Raw genomic sequence first — 15,268 nt, 5'->3', positions numbered from 1 at the left:
CGGGCGGTGGGCTGGGTGGGCAGGGGGTGGGGTGGGCGGCGTCCGGGAGGGGCCGTGAGCGGGCTTAGGCTGGAGACTGCCCCACCGGAGCGGGCTGCCTCGCCCGAACCGGGCTGTCCTGCCCGACGGGGCTGCTTTGCCGAACGGAGTCCGTGATGCCCATCGTCCCGCCGACGCACTCCGTCGAACGCTCGCTGCGCCGGGCGGGCGCCAAGATCGTGGTCGGGCTGGACGAGGTGGGGCGCGGCGCATGGGCCGGACCGGTCACCGTCGGCGCGGCCGTCACCGGTCTGCGCAGGGCGCCGGAAGGGCTCACGGACTCCAAGCTGCTCACCGAACTGCGCCGCCAGGCCCTCGCGCCGGTGCTCGCCGAGTGGGTCACCGCGTACGCGCTCGGTCACGCCTCGCCGGAGGAGTGCGACGAGCTCGGCATGACGGCGGCGCTGCGGCTGGCCGCCGTCCGCGCGTTGGACGCCCTGCCGGTCGAGCCCGACGCGGTGATCCTGGACGGCAAGCACGACTACCTCGGCGGCCCGTGGCGGGTGCGCACGGTGATCAAGGGCGACCAGTCCTGCATCTGTGTCTCCGCCGCCTCGGTGCTCGCCAAGGTCCACCGCGACGGACTGATGGCCGAATTGGGCGGAACCTGCCCGGAGTACGGCTTCGCGGACAACGCCGGATATCCCTCTCCGGTGCACCGCGCCGCACTGGAGGAGTTCGGCCCCACCGAGCACCACCGGCTCTCCTGGGCGTACTTGGACGCACTGCCGAAGTGGCGCCACCTGAAGCGCGGTCGGGACGTCGTGGGTGCGGCCGAGGGCTCCGCCGACGAACAGTTGACGCTCGGTTTCTGACAGTCCGTCTGGAATTGCCCCGCCGGCAGCGGGGATGCCCGGTGCCCAAGGGGTGGGGCGCCCGTGCGCGTTCGACCGGCATTTGATAGATATCCGGGTATGCCTGTCTTCCCCGAGGAGCCGGAGATTCACGAGAGCCTCCCGGGCCCCGGCGTTCCCTTCCCCCGCGAGTCGGACGCACAAGCCCTCCACGCGACTGCCGCCGGCAGCGCACCCGCCACCGCACCCACCACCACCGCCGCCGCACCGCTCCCGGTGCCCGGCCCTCGTCCGGCGCCCCCGCGTCCGGCACCGCCGCGTGCCGACCGCCCGGGCCCGCCGCGCCTGATCCCCAAGCCCGGTCCGGCACCGCGCCGCCCGGCCCCGGCCCCGGCCACGCCGCAGGTCGAGGTCCAGCGCGTCGCCGCCACCCCGGCCCAGGCGCTGGAGCGCGCCGATGACGCGGTCGACCGCCTGCTGGACGCGGGCCGCGACCCGGGCGACATCCTGGTGCTGACCGTCGGTGAGGCGCACCCCTGGCAGCAGCACGAGCTCTCCTTCGGCGAGGAGCGCTACTGGGCGCAGCTCACCGAGGGCGGGGACGTGTTCTACGCCGACTCCGCGCTGACCCGGCCGGCCCGCCGCGAGGTGGTCGTTCTGGTGGTCAACGGCGGTTCGGCCGCCCGGGCCGCCGAGGCGTACACCGGGGCGCTCGGCCGCGCGACCTCGTTGCTGGTGGTCTGCGGGGAGGCCGGCCCGGCCGCCACGGCGGCGGTCGGTGCCGCACCGGGGCGTCCGGTCAAGGCCTGACCGGAGGTCCGGCAGTCGTCTCCGCTCCGGGCTCGGCGCCTTACGGCGCCGGGCCCGGAGTCCGTCCGCGGTGCGCTTTCCCGTCGCGCGGTCCTGTTGCGCGGTCCTGTTGCGCAGTTCGATCGGGCGGCCGGCGCCCTGTTGCGCTTTGGCGCAGCCCTTTCTCGCTCATGGCCGTGCCCGTAGCGGAAACCGGTGCCCGGCTCAGGTGTCCGGACTGGGTGTCCGGGCCGCTCAGCGCGTGCCGGTACGGCGGTTCGGTTCGACGGCCGTGACCCGCGAGGGGACCCACGGGGGCTCGGACTGCTGGGAACGCGACGGAGCGTCGGCCCGCTTGGCCTGCTCGACCGCCTGCTGCCGGGCGCGCTGGCTGCGCGGGGCGTCGTCGAGCGCCGATCGCGGCGGCAGTTCCGTCACGGTGTGCACCGGCCCGTCCGCCCACGAACCCGCGTGCGGATTGCGCCCGCCGCGTCCGTCGCCGAGGATCTGCCAGCCCGCCGGGGTGAGCCCGATGTACGAGCCGCAGCGCAGCCCGTGCAGCCCGGCCGCGTCCCGGAGCGCCCACATCCAGGCGCCGTCCTGCTCCGTCCAGCCGGGTGCGCCGTCGCGGCAGCGCAGCAGCACGGCCGTCCGGGTGGGCGCGGGCAGTCGCAGGTCGTGCGGGGTGACCCGGCGCAGGTGCGTCAGCAGGGCGTTCCGGTGCTGCCAGCCGTCGGTGTCGTGCGGCCAGGGCGTGAAGGAGGCCGAGGCGGCGAGGTGGTGGAGCGCGTCCAGGACGGCGACCACGACCGTGCCCGGCTGGGGCAGGTGACGCTGGTGCAGTTCCAGGACGAACTCGCGCGGATCGCGCAGCAACGGGATCCCCGAGGCGGTCCAGGTCTCCAGGTCCAGCAGCCGTCTGGGCGCCGAACTCCCGGAGAGGGGATGTTGACCTCGGCCGATACCGTTGATCACGATCCTCCTTCCTGGCCCGCGGGCAGGCGGGTGCCTGGGTACGCCGAAGGGCGGGTCCAGCGGACCGGGTTTCGGGTACCTCCCAATTCTCGGGGTAACGGGGCCGGAGCGGCAATGATGAAATGACGAACGCCATCCGATAGCCCATGGTCTGCCGGATATGTTCCACGGAGACCCCGGCGCCCTTCGGGTGCCGCCCGGCCTTGATCCGCAGTGCGCCAAGGTCACTGCGAACTGTCGTCGGCATGGTGGCCACCCCTTTCTCGGGTCAGGTCTCCGGTGTGATCGAAATCGCCCTGCCGACTCCTTTCTGTTGAGCCGTTCGAGTGACGGCGGTTCCGGGTGCGGCGGCCGGTCGCCGCCCGCTCACCCCTGGACGGCCAGGACCAGGGGCAGCACCGCTCCGGCCCCCGCCCGACGCAGCAGCCGGGCGGCCACGGTGACCGTCCACCCCGAGTCCACGAGGTCGTCCACCAGCAGCACCGGCCCGGCGGCGGCCGCCACCGCCTGTTCCAGCTCCGGCGGCAGGACCAGCGCCCCGGCCAGCGAGTGGAGCCGCTGGGCACTGTTGCTCCGGGCCCCGTGCGGGGGCCGCCCGCCGGCGTACTCGATCCGGCCGAGCAGCGGCAGCCGCCCGATCTCGGCGATCCGCGCGCCGAGGCTGCCGACCAACTGGGGGCGGGTCGAGGAGGCCATCGTCACCACGCCGACCGGGCGGTCCAGCCGGGTGCCCTCCGCCGTCGCGGGCCCGGCCCAGCCGCCCGGGCCGCGCGCCCAGTCGGCGAGCACCGCCACCAGCGCGTCCACCACCTCGCCGGGCACCGGCACGTCCGGCGCCTGCTCTGCGAGCAGGGTGCGCAGCCGGTTGCCCCAGCCGATGTCGGACAGCCGGCCGAGCGCCCGGCCGGTCTCCGCCTGCTCGCCCGCCGGGATCCGGCCCTTCAGCGGCACTCCGAGCGCGTCCATCCCGGTGGGCCAGAGCCTGCGGGGCTCGAAGCTCACGCCCGGGCGGCCGAGCGCGGCCCGGGCCGCGGCCAGCGTCCCGTCGGAGACCTCCGGCGTGTGCAGCGGCCCCGCGCAGTTGTCGCACCGCCCGCACGGTGCGGCCTGTTCGTCGTCCAGCTGGCGGCGCAGGAACTCCATCCGGCAGCCGGTGGCCGCGGCGTAGTCGCGCATCGCCCGCTGCTCCGCCTCCCGGGAGGCGGCGACCTTGGCGTAGCGGGCCGTGTCGTACTCCCAGCTCTGCCCGGTGGCCGTCCAGCCGCCCTTGACCCGGCGGACGGCGCCGTCCACGTCCAGCACCTTGAGCATGGTCTCCAGCCGGGCGCGGCGCAGGTCCACCCGGGGTTCCAGGGCGGCGGTGGACAGCGGGCGGCCGGCCTCGGCGAGCGCGTCGATGGTGCGCCGCACCTGCTCCTCCGGCGGGAAGGCGAGCGAGGCGAAGTAGCGCCAGATCGCCTCGTCCTCGCGCCCGGGCAGCAGCAGCACCTCGGCCCGGTCCACCCCACGCCCGGCCCGGCCGACCTGCTGGTAGTAGGCGATCGGCGAACTGGGCGAGCCCAGGTGCACCACGAAGCCGAGGTCGGGCTTGTCGAAGCCCATGCCGAGCGCGGAGGTGGCGACCAGCGCCTTGACCCGGTTGGCCAGCAGGTCGGTCTCGGCGGTTCGGCGCTCGGCGTCCTCGGTGCGGCCGGAGTAGGAGGCCACCGGGAAGCCGCGCTCGCGCAGGAAGGCGGTGACCTCCTCGGCGGCGGCCACCGTCAGGGTGTAGACGATGCCCGAGCCGGGGAGCCGGTCGAGGTGGTCGGCCAGCCAGGCGAGCCGGTGCGCCGGATCGGGCAGGGCGAGCACTCCCAGGGTGAGGCTCTCCCGGTCGAGCGGACCGCGCAGCACCAGGGCGTGCTCGTCGGTGGTGCCGGTGCCGAGCTGCTCGGCGACGTCCGCGGTGACCCGGGCGTTGGCGGTGGCGGTGGTGGCGAGCACCGGGACGCCCGGCGGCAGGTCGGCGAGCATGGTGCGCAGCCGGCGGTAGTCGGGGCGGAAGTCGTGGCCCCAGTCGGAGATGCAGTGCGCCTCGTCGACCACCAGGAGGCCGGTGGAGGCGGCGAGCTTCGGCAGCACCTGGTCGCGGAAGTCCGGGTTGTTCAGCCGTTCGGGGCTGACCAGCAGGATGTCGACCTTGCCGGCGGCGACCTCGGACTGGATCTCCTCCCACTCCTCGGTGTTGGCCGAGTTGATGGTGCGCGCGTGGATGCCGGCCCGGGCCGCCGACTCGACCTGGTTGCGCATCAGGGCGAGCAGCGGGGAGACGATCACCGTGGGCCCGGCGCCGCCGGCGCGGAGCAGGGCGGTGGCGATGAAGTAGACCGCGGACTTCCCCCAGCCGGTGCGCTGGACGACCAGGGCGCGGCGGTGGTCGACCACGAGGGCCTCGATGGCCGTCCACTGGTCCTCGCGCAGGCTGGCGGCGGGGCCGGCCAGCTCGCGCAGGACGGCCTCGGCCCGTGCCCGGACCTCGGCGCGGTCGGCGGTGGCGGTGGTGTGGATGTCGGGCTGCTTCATGGCGTCGATGTAACCCCATGCCGCCGACAAGGGGCGAACGCGGGCTGGGTGCTGCCGGGGAAGGCGGAGTGTATTTCATCCGGAGATCAGCTGAACGGCTGCCAAAATCCACTCCGTGGGGTGAGTTTCCTGTGCGCCGAATGGATGAAGGAAAATCCGGAGGCCGAGTTATCCACAGGAAGGAAGAAAATTCCGGGGCCGCCGTCGGGGAGCGCGCACTCTTACGGCCATGAACGCGATGAACAACGAACACGTCACCCTGTCCCTCGGCCCGGCTTCCGGCCAGCGGCCGATCGTCGTGCGCGGCCCGGCCGACATGGCCGAACTGTTGCCCTACTTCCTGGGGTTCTACCCCGACGACAGCATTGTCGCGGTCGGCCTCCAGGGCCCCGACCTGCACCAGGGCGGGGTCATCCGGGCGGACCTCCCGGTCTCGCCTGCGGAGTGGCCCGCCGCGGCGGAGGAGACGGCCGCGCTGCTGGTCGCCCTCTCCGAGCGGCACGGTGGTCGGCCGCTCCAGGTGCTGCTCTACCTCTGCCAGGATCCGGCCACGGCGCACACACCGCCGCCGATGGAGCGGCTGCGGCCGCTGGCCGACGACCTGCGTGCGGCCTTCGGACGCAGGGGAGTGGCGGTCAAGGAGTCGCTGTGCGTCTCGAACGACCGCTGGTGGTCCTTCCTCTGCCGCCGACAAGGTTGCTGCGATCCGGCGGGCAACCCGGTGCGGCGCGGGCCCGATCCGGGCCCGGCGGCCGCCGCCGCGACGGTGGCAGGCCTGGTGCCGCGCGGCAGCCGGAAGGCGATCGTCGGGGCGCTGTCCCCGATCGGCCCGCCGGACGACGAACCGCAGCGCGAAGCGCTCGTGCGGACCGAGCCGCTCGCCGGGGGCGTCTCCCGGGAGAAGGGCCTCGAACTGCTGGAGCAGGCCTTCGCGGAGTTCGCGGCCGGAGCCAGGGAACTCGACGAGGAGCGGACGGCCCGGCTGCTGTTCGCCCTGCGGGACCGCCTCGTCCGGGACCGCGGCGTCGAGTACGTCCGGCCCGACGAGCTCGCCCCCGCCGAGCGCCTCTGGCGCTTCCTCGCCCGCCGGGCCGTGCCGCCGTACGACGGTTGCGCGGTGGCCCCGCTCACCCTGCTGGCCTGGGCGTCGTGGGTCGCCGGGGACATGGCCACCGCCCGGGTGGTGCTCGGCCACGTCCTGCGGCTCTCCCCGGACTACCTGCTGGCCGAGCTGCTCTACGAGTCGATGAACGACGGCATGACGCCCGGTGCGCTGCTGGCCGCCGTCGAGGCCCAACGGCGACGGCGCGAGGATCGCGCGGCCACGGCGCCGTCCGGGCCCGAGCCGGAGTCCGAGCCGGAGCCCGGGCCCGGGCTCGGGCCCGGCGGCGAGGCGGGGCGGCCGGGGTCCGGTCAGGCCCCGGGCGGCGGGCGCCGACGGCGGCGGGGCGGCCGGAGGAGGGGCGGGACCACGGCCGTGGTCCCGGCCGACCGCGGCCCCGGTGACCCGGGTAACCCCAGCGGTCCCTCCGTTCCCGGGGAGCCGGGGCCGCAGCGGAGCGGCCCCGGGCCGGTCTCCCTCCTCCCGGCGTCCGGGTGCGGTCCGGTGACCGGGGCGAGGCCCGCCCGGGGCGTGCGGCTCGGCCGGGCGGGGGCCTGCGCCTCGGCCGCCTTCCGGTCCGGCACCGGGCTCCACCGGTGTCGGACCGGAAGGCAGGCGGCGAGAGGAGCCCGCCGTGCCCACTGAACCGTTCGTTCGCCACCCCACCGGCCGGAAGGCCGCTACGCCTCGCCGTGCGCCATCCTGATCAGTCGGTCCAGCACCTTGCCGCCGCTCACCCGCAGACCGTCGTGCTCCCACTCGTTGGTGATCCAGGTCCGCAGGCCCCGCACCGCGCGGGCGGTCGCCAGCGAGTGGGCGGTGTCCACGTACATGTCGTCGTGGTACACCGCCGCCACGACGGGCACGGTGTTGGCGGCCAGGCGCGCCGGGTCGTAGAGGTCGGGCCAGTCGGTGCGGGCGGCGAGCAGGTCCGCGGTCTCCCGCACCGGGCGCAGCGCCGGGTCGGTGTCGAACATCCAGGGGTAGATCATCTCCCCGGTGAACAGCACCGGAGCGTCGGTCTCCAGCGCCGCCCGGGCGTCGAACTCCGGGAACTCCTTGCGGACCCGCTCGGCCGACCAGGCCGTGCCGCCCTGGTCCACCGAACGCTGGCCGTAGATCGACTCGTGCAGCACGGCGTAGAGCGGCCCCTCGGCGAAGGAGAGCCGGGCCTGGACACCGGCCAGGAAGGTGTCGGAGAGCTCGGCCCCGGCCGGGCCCTCCACCCAGGCCTCCTCCAGCAGGTAGTGGAGGGCACCGGAGCCGCTGCCGCCGCCGAGCATCATCCCGAGGGCCTGGAAGGCCTCGACGGTGAGCAGCCCGCCGTCCGGCAGGGTGGCGGGCGAGTCGGCGAGGTGGGCGACGATCCGCCGCACGGCCTCGACGTCCTGCGGGAAGCGGCGGTAGTGGTCCTCGTTCTTGCGGACGACGCGCGGGTAGGCGGCGCGGTAGACGTCGTCGGCCGAACTGCGGAGGCCGGCGAGGCCGCCGGTGATGAAGGCCTCGGTCAGACCCTCGGGGGCGAACGACAGGTAGGTGAGGGTGCAGAAGCCGCCGAAGCTCTGGCCGAGCACGCTCCAGCGCTTTTCGGCGCCGAGCAGCCGGTGGCGGATCAGCTCGGCGTCCCGGACGATCGAGTCCGCGCGGAAGTGAGCCAGATAGTCCGCCTGCTCCTGCGGGCCACCGCGGCGGGCGAGGGTCTGGCGGGTCGCCGGCGTGGACCGCCCGGTGCCGCGCTGGTCGAGCAGCAGGACCCGGTAGTCGTCCAGGGCGCGATCCAGCCAGGCGTCCCGGCCGAGCGGGCGGGCGGCCTTGCCGCCTGGGCCGCCCTGGAGGAAGAGCAGCCAGGGCAGGTCGTCCCGCTCGCGGCTGGAGGCCACCACCTCGCGGGCGTACACGTCGATCTGCTCGCCCTCGGGGGAGGTGTGGTCGAGCGGGACCTGGAAGACGTGGTCGGTCGTGACAATCCCGGGCAGCCGGCTGACGGTGGACATGCAACTCCTCGGTCTCTGCTGGTCACAGCGGTTGCGTCGCGGTTCGCGGGGTCACCGGGTACGGGCGCCGCGACCCCCGCACCGTATCCTGGCGCGGTCGAGCACCGGTTCGACCGCTCCCGTTCACCGAATCGGGCGGCGCCGGAGCCGGGCCCGGGGCGCGGACGGGCCAGGGGACATGACGGCACGTTCCGCGACGGTCCGACGGAGGCGGCACGACCGCCCTGCGGGCCGAGCGCGACCGCCGGCGGCCGTGCCGGCGTGACCTGGCGGCGGTGCGCGGCGTTCACCCTGGGGGCCGTGCGCCCGGGCGGCGTCCAACCGCAGTCCGGTTCCGGGTGGCCGCCCGGCGACGCGGACCGCCCCGAGGGCGGCCGTCGGCCCGTCGGGCGCGGGTCGCGAGGCGCGCGCCACGGGCAGACCGCCACGGGCAGACCGTCACGGGCGGTCGTCACCGGCGGGCCAGGGCGCGGGACCTGACGAGGTGCCGGGCACGAGGACGGGCCCGACGCGAAAGCGCGGTGTGCGGTACCCGCCCGGTATCGCACACCGCATGGCACGGCCCACCGCCGGGTACGGCCAGACAGGCACACCGGCCGGCGGGGCGAGCCCCGTCGGCCGGGCACCATCAGCACGCGATCGAGCATGCTCGCGGCCCACCGGCCTGACCGGCCACCGGACCGCCGAGGGGAGGAGAGTCCGGTGACCGCCATGAGGCCACTACAGGCCGCGCCGGCCGAGAGCGTGGTCGGCGCGCCCAGACCGGTCAGCCGTCCCGACCAGGTACCGGCGGCCGGGCCCGCAGGCGCGTCCCTCGGCCCCGGACGCCCCATGAGCCCGCCGCGCCCCCAGCCTCCCGCCGTCCACCACGCGCTGCTCTGCGTCAACGCCCCCGCGATGGCTGCCTCCGGCCCGGACGGCCAACTGCGCGGCCACGGCCTGCACGGCTTCTACCGCAACGGTGTCCGGGTGCTGGCCCGGATGGAACTGCGGGTGGGCGGCATCGAGCCGCTGCCGCTCCAGGGCACCCTGACCAGCTCCGCCCAGGCCCGCTTCCTCGGCGCCGTCCGCGTCCCCGGCGGCCTCGACCCGGATCCGGCGCTCACCGTCGAGCGGCTGCGCCACGCGGACGGGGTGGAGACCGTCACCGTGCGCAACACCGGCGCCCGGCCGGCCCGGCTGCCGCTGGAGATCGCCCTCGGCACCGACCTCGGCCCGGTCGGCGAGATCGCCGCCGGGCACCGCCCGCCCGACCTGCCCGGGCAGGTCCAGTCCGCCGGGCTGCGCTGGTCCGGCCCGGTGCACAGTGCCGTGGTCAGCGCCAAGCCCTCCCCGCACGCCGTCCTGGCCGGGGCCGGGGTGCTCCGCTGGGACCTGGAGGTCCAGCCCGGCGCCCGTTGGTCGGTCGAACTGCGCGTCGAACTGGAGAGCGCCCCCGGTGGCCCGCGCCCGCCCGCCGGGCGCGGCACCGGCGTCCCGCTGCCCTGGGCCGCACCGGAGGTGCGCAGCGACGACCCGCGCACCGCCCTGCTGGTCGACCGCTCCCTGGACGCCCTCGGCGGACTGCTGTTCGCGGACCCGGACCGCCCGACCGACCTCTACCCGGCCTCCGGCGCACCCTGGCGCTTCGGCCTCGCCCCGGCCGACGCGCTCTGGGCCGCCCGGCTGACCCTCCCGCTCGGCACCCGGCTCGCGGCCGGCACCCTGCGCGCGCTGGCCCGCCGCCAGCAGCTCACCCCGGTCCCGGGCCGCACCGAGGGCCTGCTGCCGGGCGCCCTGCGGCACGGTGGCCCCGAACTGCCGCCCACCTGCACGGCCACCGAGGCCACCCTGCTGTTCGTCACCGTGCTGGCCGAGGCCTGGCGTTGGGGCCTGCCCCGGGGGGAGGTCGCCGAACTGCTCCCGGCTGCCGAGCGGGCGCTGGCCGCGCTGCGCGAGGGTCTGGTGGACGGCTTCGTGACCGATCTGAGCCGTCCGGCGCAGGACCGGGCCGCCCACCCGGTGGCCGCCCGCGCCGAGGTCCAGGCGCAGGCCCACCGCGCCGCACTGCACGGCGCCGAACTCCTGGATGCCTTCGCCAGACCCGGAGCCGAGGAGTGGCGGGACTGGGCCGCCGAACTGCGCGGCCGCTTCCGCGAGCGCTTCTGGGTCGACGACCTCTCCGGCGGCCGTCCCGCCGCAGGACTGGCCCCGGGCGGCCAGCCGCTGCCGGCCCTCGCCTCCTCCCTCGTGCACCTGCTCGACACCGGGCTCGCCGTCGACGGCGGTCGGCACGAGAGCCTGCTGGACCGGGAACAGACCCGGCTGTTCGCCCAACGCCTGGTCACGCCCGAACTGGACAGCGGCTGGGGCCTGCGAACGCTCAGCGCCAAGTCCCCCCGCTTCAACCCGCTGGGCCACCGCGGCGGCGCGGTGCGGATCCACGAGACGGCGCTGGCGATCGCCGGACTCGCCGAGGCCGGCCACGAGAACGAGGCCGGCGCCCTGCTGGAGGGCCTGCTCGCCGCCTCCGCCCACTTCGAGGGGCGACTGCCGGAGATGTACGCCGGGGAACAGCGCGCCCCCGGCTGCCCCCCGGTGCCGCACCCGGCCGCCTGCCGTCCGGCGGCGGTCGCCGCGGCCGGAGCCGTTCACGCGGTGTTCGCGCTCGCCGGAGTCCGCCCCGATGTCCCGGGCGGCCGCGTCCTGGTCCGCCCGGCCAGCACCGCGCCGCTCGGCGAACTCGAACTGACCGGCCTGCGGGTGGCGGGCGAGCCCTTCTCGGTCCGGGTGAGCCGGATCGGGGTCGCGATGGTGGAGGAGGCGTCCGCCGAGCTGCAGCTGGTCGCCCGCTGACCCCCGGGCCCGGCCGCAGGCGCCCACGTCGCGCGCCGCCCGGGCCCACGGCCGCCCGTGCGCGAACCGTGCCGGGCGGCCACGGTCACCGGGCTGAGCGCTCCGTGCGCGGGCCTGTGCTTATCGTCAGAGAGACGACTATGATCGTCGCCATGTCGCGCTACGATCCGTCGGCCTTCCCCCCGTTCGCTGTCACGGTTGACCTGGTGGTTCTGACGGTGCGCGACCACTCGCTCTGCGCCCTGCTGGTCAGACGGGGCGAGCCGCCCTACCAGGGGTACTGGGCGCTTCCCGGCGGCTTCGTCCGCCCGGACGAGGGCTTGGCCGAGGCGGCCTCCCGAGAGCTCGCCGAGGAGACCGGCCTGCGCGCCCACTCCGCCCCCGGCCACGAGGCGGTCGGCCCCGGCGCGGCCGGTGCCCACCTGGAGCAGCTCGCCACCTACGGCCACCCCCAGCGCGACCCCCGGATGCGCGTGGTCAGCGTCGCCTATCTGGTGCTCGCCCCCGACCTCCCGACCCCCCGGGCCGGCGGCGACGCCAGCAGCGCCCGCTGGGCCCCGGTCAGCGAACTCATCGGCGAGAGCCCGGCCGACGGAGTCCCGCTCGCCTTCGACCACGGTCTGATCCTCGCCGACGGAGTGGAGCGCGCCCGCTCCAAGATCGAGTACTCCTCCCTGGCCACCGCCTTCTGCCCCACCGAATTCACGGTCGGCGAGCTGCGCCGCGTCTACGAGGCGGTCTGGGGCGTCGTCCTCGACCCGCGCAACTTCCACCGCAAGGTCACCGGCACCCCCGGGTTCCTCCTCCCCTCCGGCGGTACGACCACCCGCCAGGGCGGCCGCCCGGCCCAGCTCTTCACGGCCGGCGGCGCGACCGTCCTCAACCCGCCCATGCTGCGGCCCGACTCCTGAGCGCCTGGACGGCGGTGCCCTACCTCACCCGCACCGGCTTCGCCCGGGCGCGGCCGAACGGCTCCTGCGCGGGGGCGGAAGCAGGGACACCGGCCGCACAGTGGCGTTGGACGCTTCGGTCACCGGACCGAAGGCCTTCGACCCCGGGAGACCCGTGATGGCCGCCAACGACGACTGCGTCAGACAGCGGAACCTCATCGAGAGCCAGGTGGCGGACTTCAGGAGACTCAGCGCGACCGTCGCCACCACCGAGCGGCAGCTGGCCGCGCTGAAGGCCGATCCGCACGTCAATCCGGGCGCGATCATCTCGGTGCGGGAGACCCTGAGCGCCGAGGAGGAGCAGCTGGCCGAGATCGCGGCCGCGGGCAAGGCCGCCGTCGAGGAGTTCCAGGGGGAGTGCGTCGGCCAGACGCTGCCGCCCGGTGCCGCGGAGTTCCTGCTGACCGGTCCGTCGACCCCGGACCGGAGCGACGACGGCCCGCGGAGCACGCCGGCCCCGTGAATCGCAGGATCGGATTGTCCCCTGATCGGGTGAGGTGGGCGGGCGGCGGGCCCGTGGCGGTTCGGCAATGCCCGGAATCGGCGGTGCTGACCCCTAATGTGCTGGCGTCGAGCAGATCGGCCGAGGGCATGGGAGCAGCCAGCGATGATCCAGATCACCGGACTGACCAAGGTCCGCCGCAAGGGCGCACCTCCCGCCGTGCTCGATCTGACCTTCGACGCCAGGCCCGGCATGGTGACCGTGCTGCTCGGCGACGAGGGGGCCGGCAAGTCCACCGCGCTGCGGCTGATGCTCGAACTCGAACGCGGCCAGGGCATCACGCTCTTCGACGGCCGCCCCTACCGCCGGATCCGCCGCCCCGAACGCGAGGTCGGCGTGCTGCTGCCCGGGCCGGGGGAGGGGGCCGCGGCCATGGCCGGAAACCCGGGGCGCAAGGCGCGCGGCCACCTGCGGATGCTGGCCGCGGCCGTCGGCGTCCCCGCACGGCGGGCCGACGAGCTGCTGGAGCAGACCCGGCTGGCCGCCGTCGCCGAACAGCGGCTGCGCACCTTCTCGCCGGGCATGCACCGCCGGCTCTCGCTGGCCGCCGCGCTGCTCGGTGATCCCGGCACCCTCCTGCTGGACGCGCCCACCGAAGGCCTGTCCCCGCGCAACGTCGAGTGGTTCCACTCCTTCCTGCGCTCCTTCGCCGTCGCGGGCGGAACGGTGCTGGTGACCACCCGGACCCCGCAGGAGGCCGCGCAACTCGCCGACCGGGTGGTCACCCTGAACCTCGGACGCCTGGTGGCCGACCAGCCGGTCGCGGAGTTCTGCCGGACCAGGCTCAGCCCCGAGGTGGCCGTCCGGGGGCCGCAGATGGCCCGGCTGGCCGACCTGCTGGTCAGCCAGGGCGCCAAGGTGCGCCCGGACGGCGGCGCAGGCCTCGCGGTGGCGGGCATCGGCCGCACCGAGATCGGCGAACTCGCCTACCGCAACGGGATCCTGCTCCACGAACTGGCCGACCGGGTGGTCGAGCAGCCGGTGCCCCGCGCCGCCCTGCCGCTCACCTCCGGACGCTCCGGTCACCCCCGCCTCCGGCCGGAACCCGAGTCGGCGCAGGAGCCCGCACCCGGGAAGGCGCACGGGACGGCCGACGGGTCGGCGCACGCGTCCACTCCCGGGGCCGTGCCGCCGGCCCCGGAGTCGAGTACCGCACCGGATTCCCGGCCCGCGCTCGCCGGACCCACCGCCCCCACCGTCCCCGAGCCCGCCGCGGAGGGCCGAACCCGCGACGACGCGGCGGTCCGGTCCACCCGCGCGCTGCCCGTCGTGGCCGTGCCGGCCGCCCTGCCCGCCCTCGCCGCGGCCCCGCAGGCGGATTCCGCCCCCGCGACCGACCGGTTCTTCCGCGGCCACCTGACCCCCGTCGCCCGCCCCGCCCGGTCCGCCGAACCCGTCCGCACCGGTCCCGCCCACACCGAGTCCGGCCCCACCGGTCCCGCCCACACCGAGCCCGTCCGCACCGAGCCCGCACCCCCGCAGCGCCGTGGGAGCGCCGCCGACCTGCTCACCGACGACACCCTCCGCCTCGGCCGGATCACCACCGGCAAGGCCACCGCCACCCCCGACGACCACCGGAGCGAGTGAACCGTGCGTGCCCTGGCCTACGAGCTGCGCCGCCTGCGCAGCCTGCGTTCCACCTGGCTGCTGCTCGCCGCCGTGCTGCTCTGCGACGTCGTCGTGGCCGCCGTCCTGGCGAGCCAGGCCCCGGCCGGCCCACTGGCCGCCCCGGCCGGGGTGCGGCTGCTGACCGCCGCCGTCCCGCTGATCCCGCTGCCCTTCGCGGCGCTCGGTGCCGGACTGCTGGGCGCGCTCTCCTACGGGCACGAGGTGCGCCACCCGGGGCTGGCGGCCTCCCAGGTGACGTACTCGCGCCGGGTGCGGCTGCTGCTGGCCAAGCTGCTGGTGGTCGGCCCGGTGGCGGCGCTGCTGGCGCTGGCGACCCTGGTGCTCGACACGGTGGCCGTGCACCTCGCGCTGCCGGCCGGGGTGACGGTGGAGGCCTGGACGGATCCCGGAGCGCTGTCCGGCCGGGTGTCGGAGGCACTGGGCGCCGTCGGGCTGAGCGGTCCGGCCGACCTGCCGGGCGTGTTCGCCCCGGTGGCGCTGGTGGTGGGTCACGGGGTGCCGGCCGCGCTGCTGGCCTTCGTCCTGCTGACCGTGGTGGCCGCCTGGACCGGCGTGCTGATCGCCTCGCTGACCCGCAGCGCCGCCGCCGGGGTGCTGCTGCTGTGCGCGCTCCCGCCGCTGCTGGAGTCCGGCGTCGCCCTGCTGCTGCGTCGTACCGGCCGTCCGTGGCCGACCAGGGCGGCGGAGCTGCTGCCCTTCCAGTCCGGCATCGAGTGGGCCTACGGCTGGGTGTACGGCGGAGCACGCGAGGCCACGGCCGGGAGCGCGGCGCTGACGGACCCGGCACTGCTGGCGGCGGTCGCGGCTCCCGCGGTGGCCCTGCTGCTGGCGGCCCTGCTCGTCCAGGCCCGCCGCCGTTCGCTGTAGCGCCTCCCGGCCCCGCCTCCGCCCCCCCTGGAGCCGCCGGGAACCCGCCGGGATCCGTCCGGACCGATCCGGCAGTCGCCGCACCTCGCGCCAGGGCCCGTCGCGTCTCGCGTCGGGCCCTGGCGGCGTGTCCCGGCGCCGCGCACTGCCCCGAAGCAGCAAGATCGACCAGCAGTGACCGTAATGAGCGGTTCTTCCTGATAAGAAGTCAATTATCCAGTCACGGTCGA

At 75.7% G+C, this 15,268-nt stretch carries 11 protein-coding genes; 8 read left to right on the top strand and 3 right to left on the bottom strand.

From position 1 onward, the window contains the following. Positions 1-155 precede the first annotated feature (155 nt). Both ACIRVF_RS35420 and ACIRVF_RS35415 read left to right on the top strand, forming a co-directional pair. A complete protein-coding gene (locus ACIRVF_RS35420; RefSeq protein ID WP_402827432.1) occupies positions 156-854 on the top strand; it encodes a ribonuclease HII in 699 nt (232 codons plus the stop codon). A 99-nt stretch (positions 855-953) separates the two neighbouring features. Then, complete coding sequence (locus tag ACIRVF_RS35415; RefSeq protein WP_402827430.1) at positions 954-1,643, top strand: hypothetical protein; 690 nt, start codon at positions 954-956, stop codon at positions 1,641-1,643. A 234-nt stretch (positions 1,644-1,877) separates the two neighbouring features. On the opposite strand, the gene ACIRVF_RS35410 is transcribed toward ACIRVF_RS35415, so the two are convergent. Then, entirely contained in the window at positions 1,878-2,597 is a 720-nt protein-coding gene (locus ACIRVF_RS35410) for a hypothetical protein (RefSeq protein ID WP_402827428.1), read from the bottom strand. Between the two features lie 366 nt (positions 2,598-2,963). Continuing rightward, positions 2,964-5,159, bottom strand: a complete 2,196-nt coding sequence (locus ACIRVF_RS35405) for a RecQ family ATP-dependent DNA helicase (protein ID WP_402827426.1) — start codon at positions 5,157-5,159, stop codon at positions 2,964-2,966. Between the two features lie 229 nt (positions 5,160-5,388). On the opposite strand from ACIRVF_RS35405, the gene ACIRVF_RS35400 reads away from it, so the two are divergent. Then, the gene (locus ACIRVF_RS35400) at positions 5,389-6,906 is read left to right on the top strand and encodes a DUF4192 domain-containing protein (RefSeq protein ID WP_402827424.1); all 1,518 of its coding nucleotides are present in this window, start codon (positions 5,389-5,391) and stop codon (positions 6,904-6,906) included. A gap of 35 nt (positions 6,907-6,941) precedes the next feature. On the opposite strand, the gene ACIRVF_RS35395 is transcribed toward ACIRVF_RS35400, so the two are convergent. Beyond that, positions 6,942-8,255 (bottom strand): alpha/beta fold hydrolase, encoded by a 1,314-nt coding sequence (locus tag ACIRVF_RS35395; protein ID WP_402827421.1) that lies wholly within the window; start codon positions 8,253-8,255, stop codon positions 6,942-6,944. Positions 8,256-8,966: 711 nt separating this feature from the next. Here ACIRVF_RS35395 and ACIRVF_RS35390 point away from each other — a divergent pair. From ACIRVF_RS35390 to ACIRVF_RS35370, 5 genes are all read left to right on the top strand, one after another. After that, on the top strand, positions 8,967-11,090 hold the full coding sequence (locus ACIRVF_RS35390; RefSeq protein WP_402827568.1) for a glycogen debranching N-terminal domain-containing protein: 2,124 nt from the start codon (positions 8,967-8,969) through the stop codon (positions 11,088-11,090). Between the two features lie 152 nt (positions 11,091-11,242). Continuing rightward, a complete protein-coding gene (locus ACIRVF_RS35385) occupies positions 11,243-12,001 on the top strand; it encodes an NUDIX domain-containing protein (protein ID WP_402827419.1) in 759 nt (252 codons plus the stop codon). Positions 12,002-12,158: 157 nt separating this feature from the next. Continuing rightward, positions 12,159-12,503 (top strand): hypothetical protein, encoded by a 345-nt coding sequence (locus tag ACIRVF_RS35380; RefSeq protein ID WP_402827416.1) that lies wholly within the window; start codon positions 12,159-12,161, stop codon positions 12,501-12,503. Between the two features lie 144 nt (positions 12,504-12,647). Beyond that, positions 12,648-14,129, top strand: coding sequence for an ATP-binding cassette domain-containing protein (locus ACIRVF_RS35375; protein ID WP_402827413.1), 1,482 nt, complete (start codon positions 12,648-12,650; stop codon positions 14,127-14,129). 3 nt (positions 14,130-14,132) lie between these two features. Next, complete coding sequence (locus ACIRVF_RS35370; protein ID WP_402827410.1) at positions 14,133-15,038, top strand: hypothetical protein; 906 nt, start codon at positions 14,133-14,135, stop codon at positions 15,036-15,038. The last annotated feature ends 230 nt before the right edge of the window (positions 15,039-15,268 follow it).

Source organism: Kitasatospora sp. NPDC101157, assembly GCF_044768255.1.
In the GTDB taxonomy this organism is placed as follows: Bacteria; Actinomycetota; Actinomycetes; order Streptomycetales; family Streptomycetaceae; genus Kitasatospora.
The sequence above is the reverse complement of the archived record's forward strand: the minus strand, read 5'-3'. Positions and strand labels throughout refer to the sequence as shown.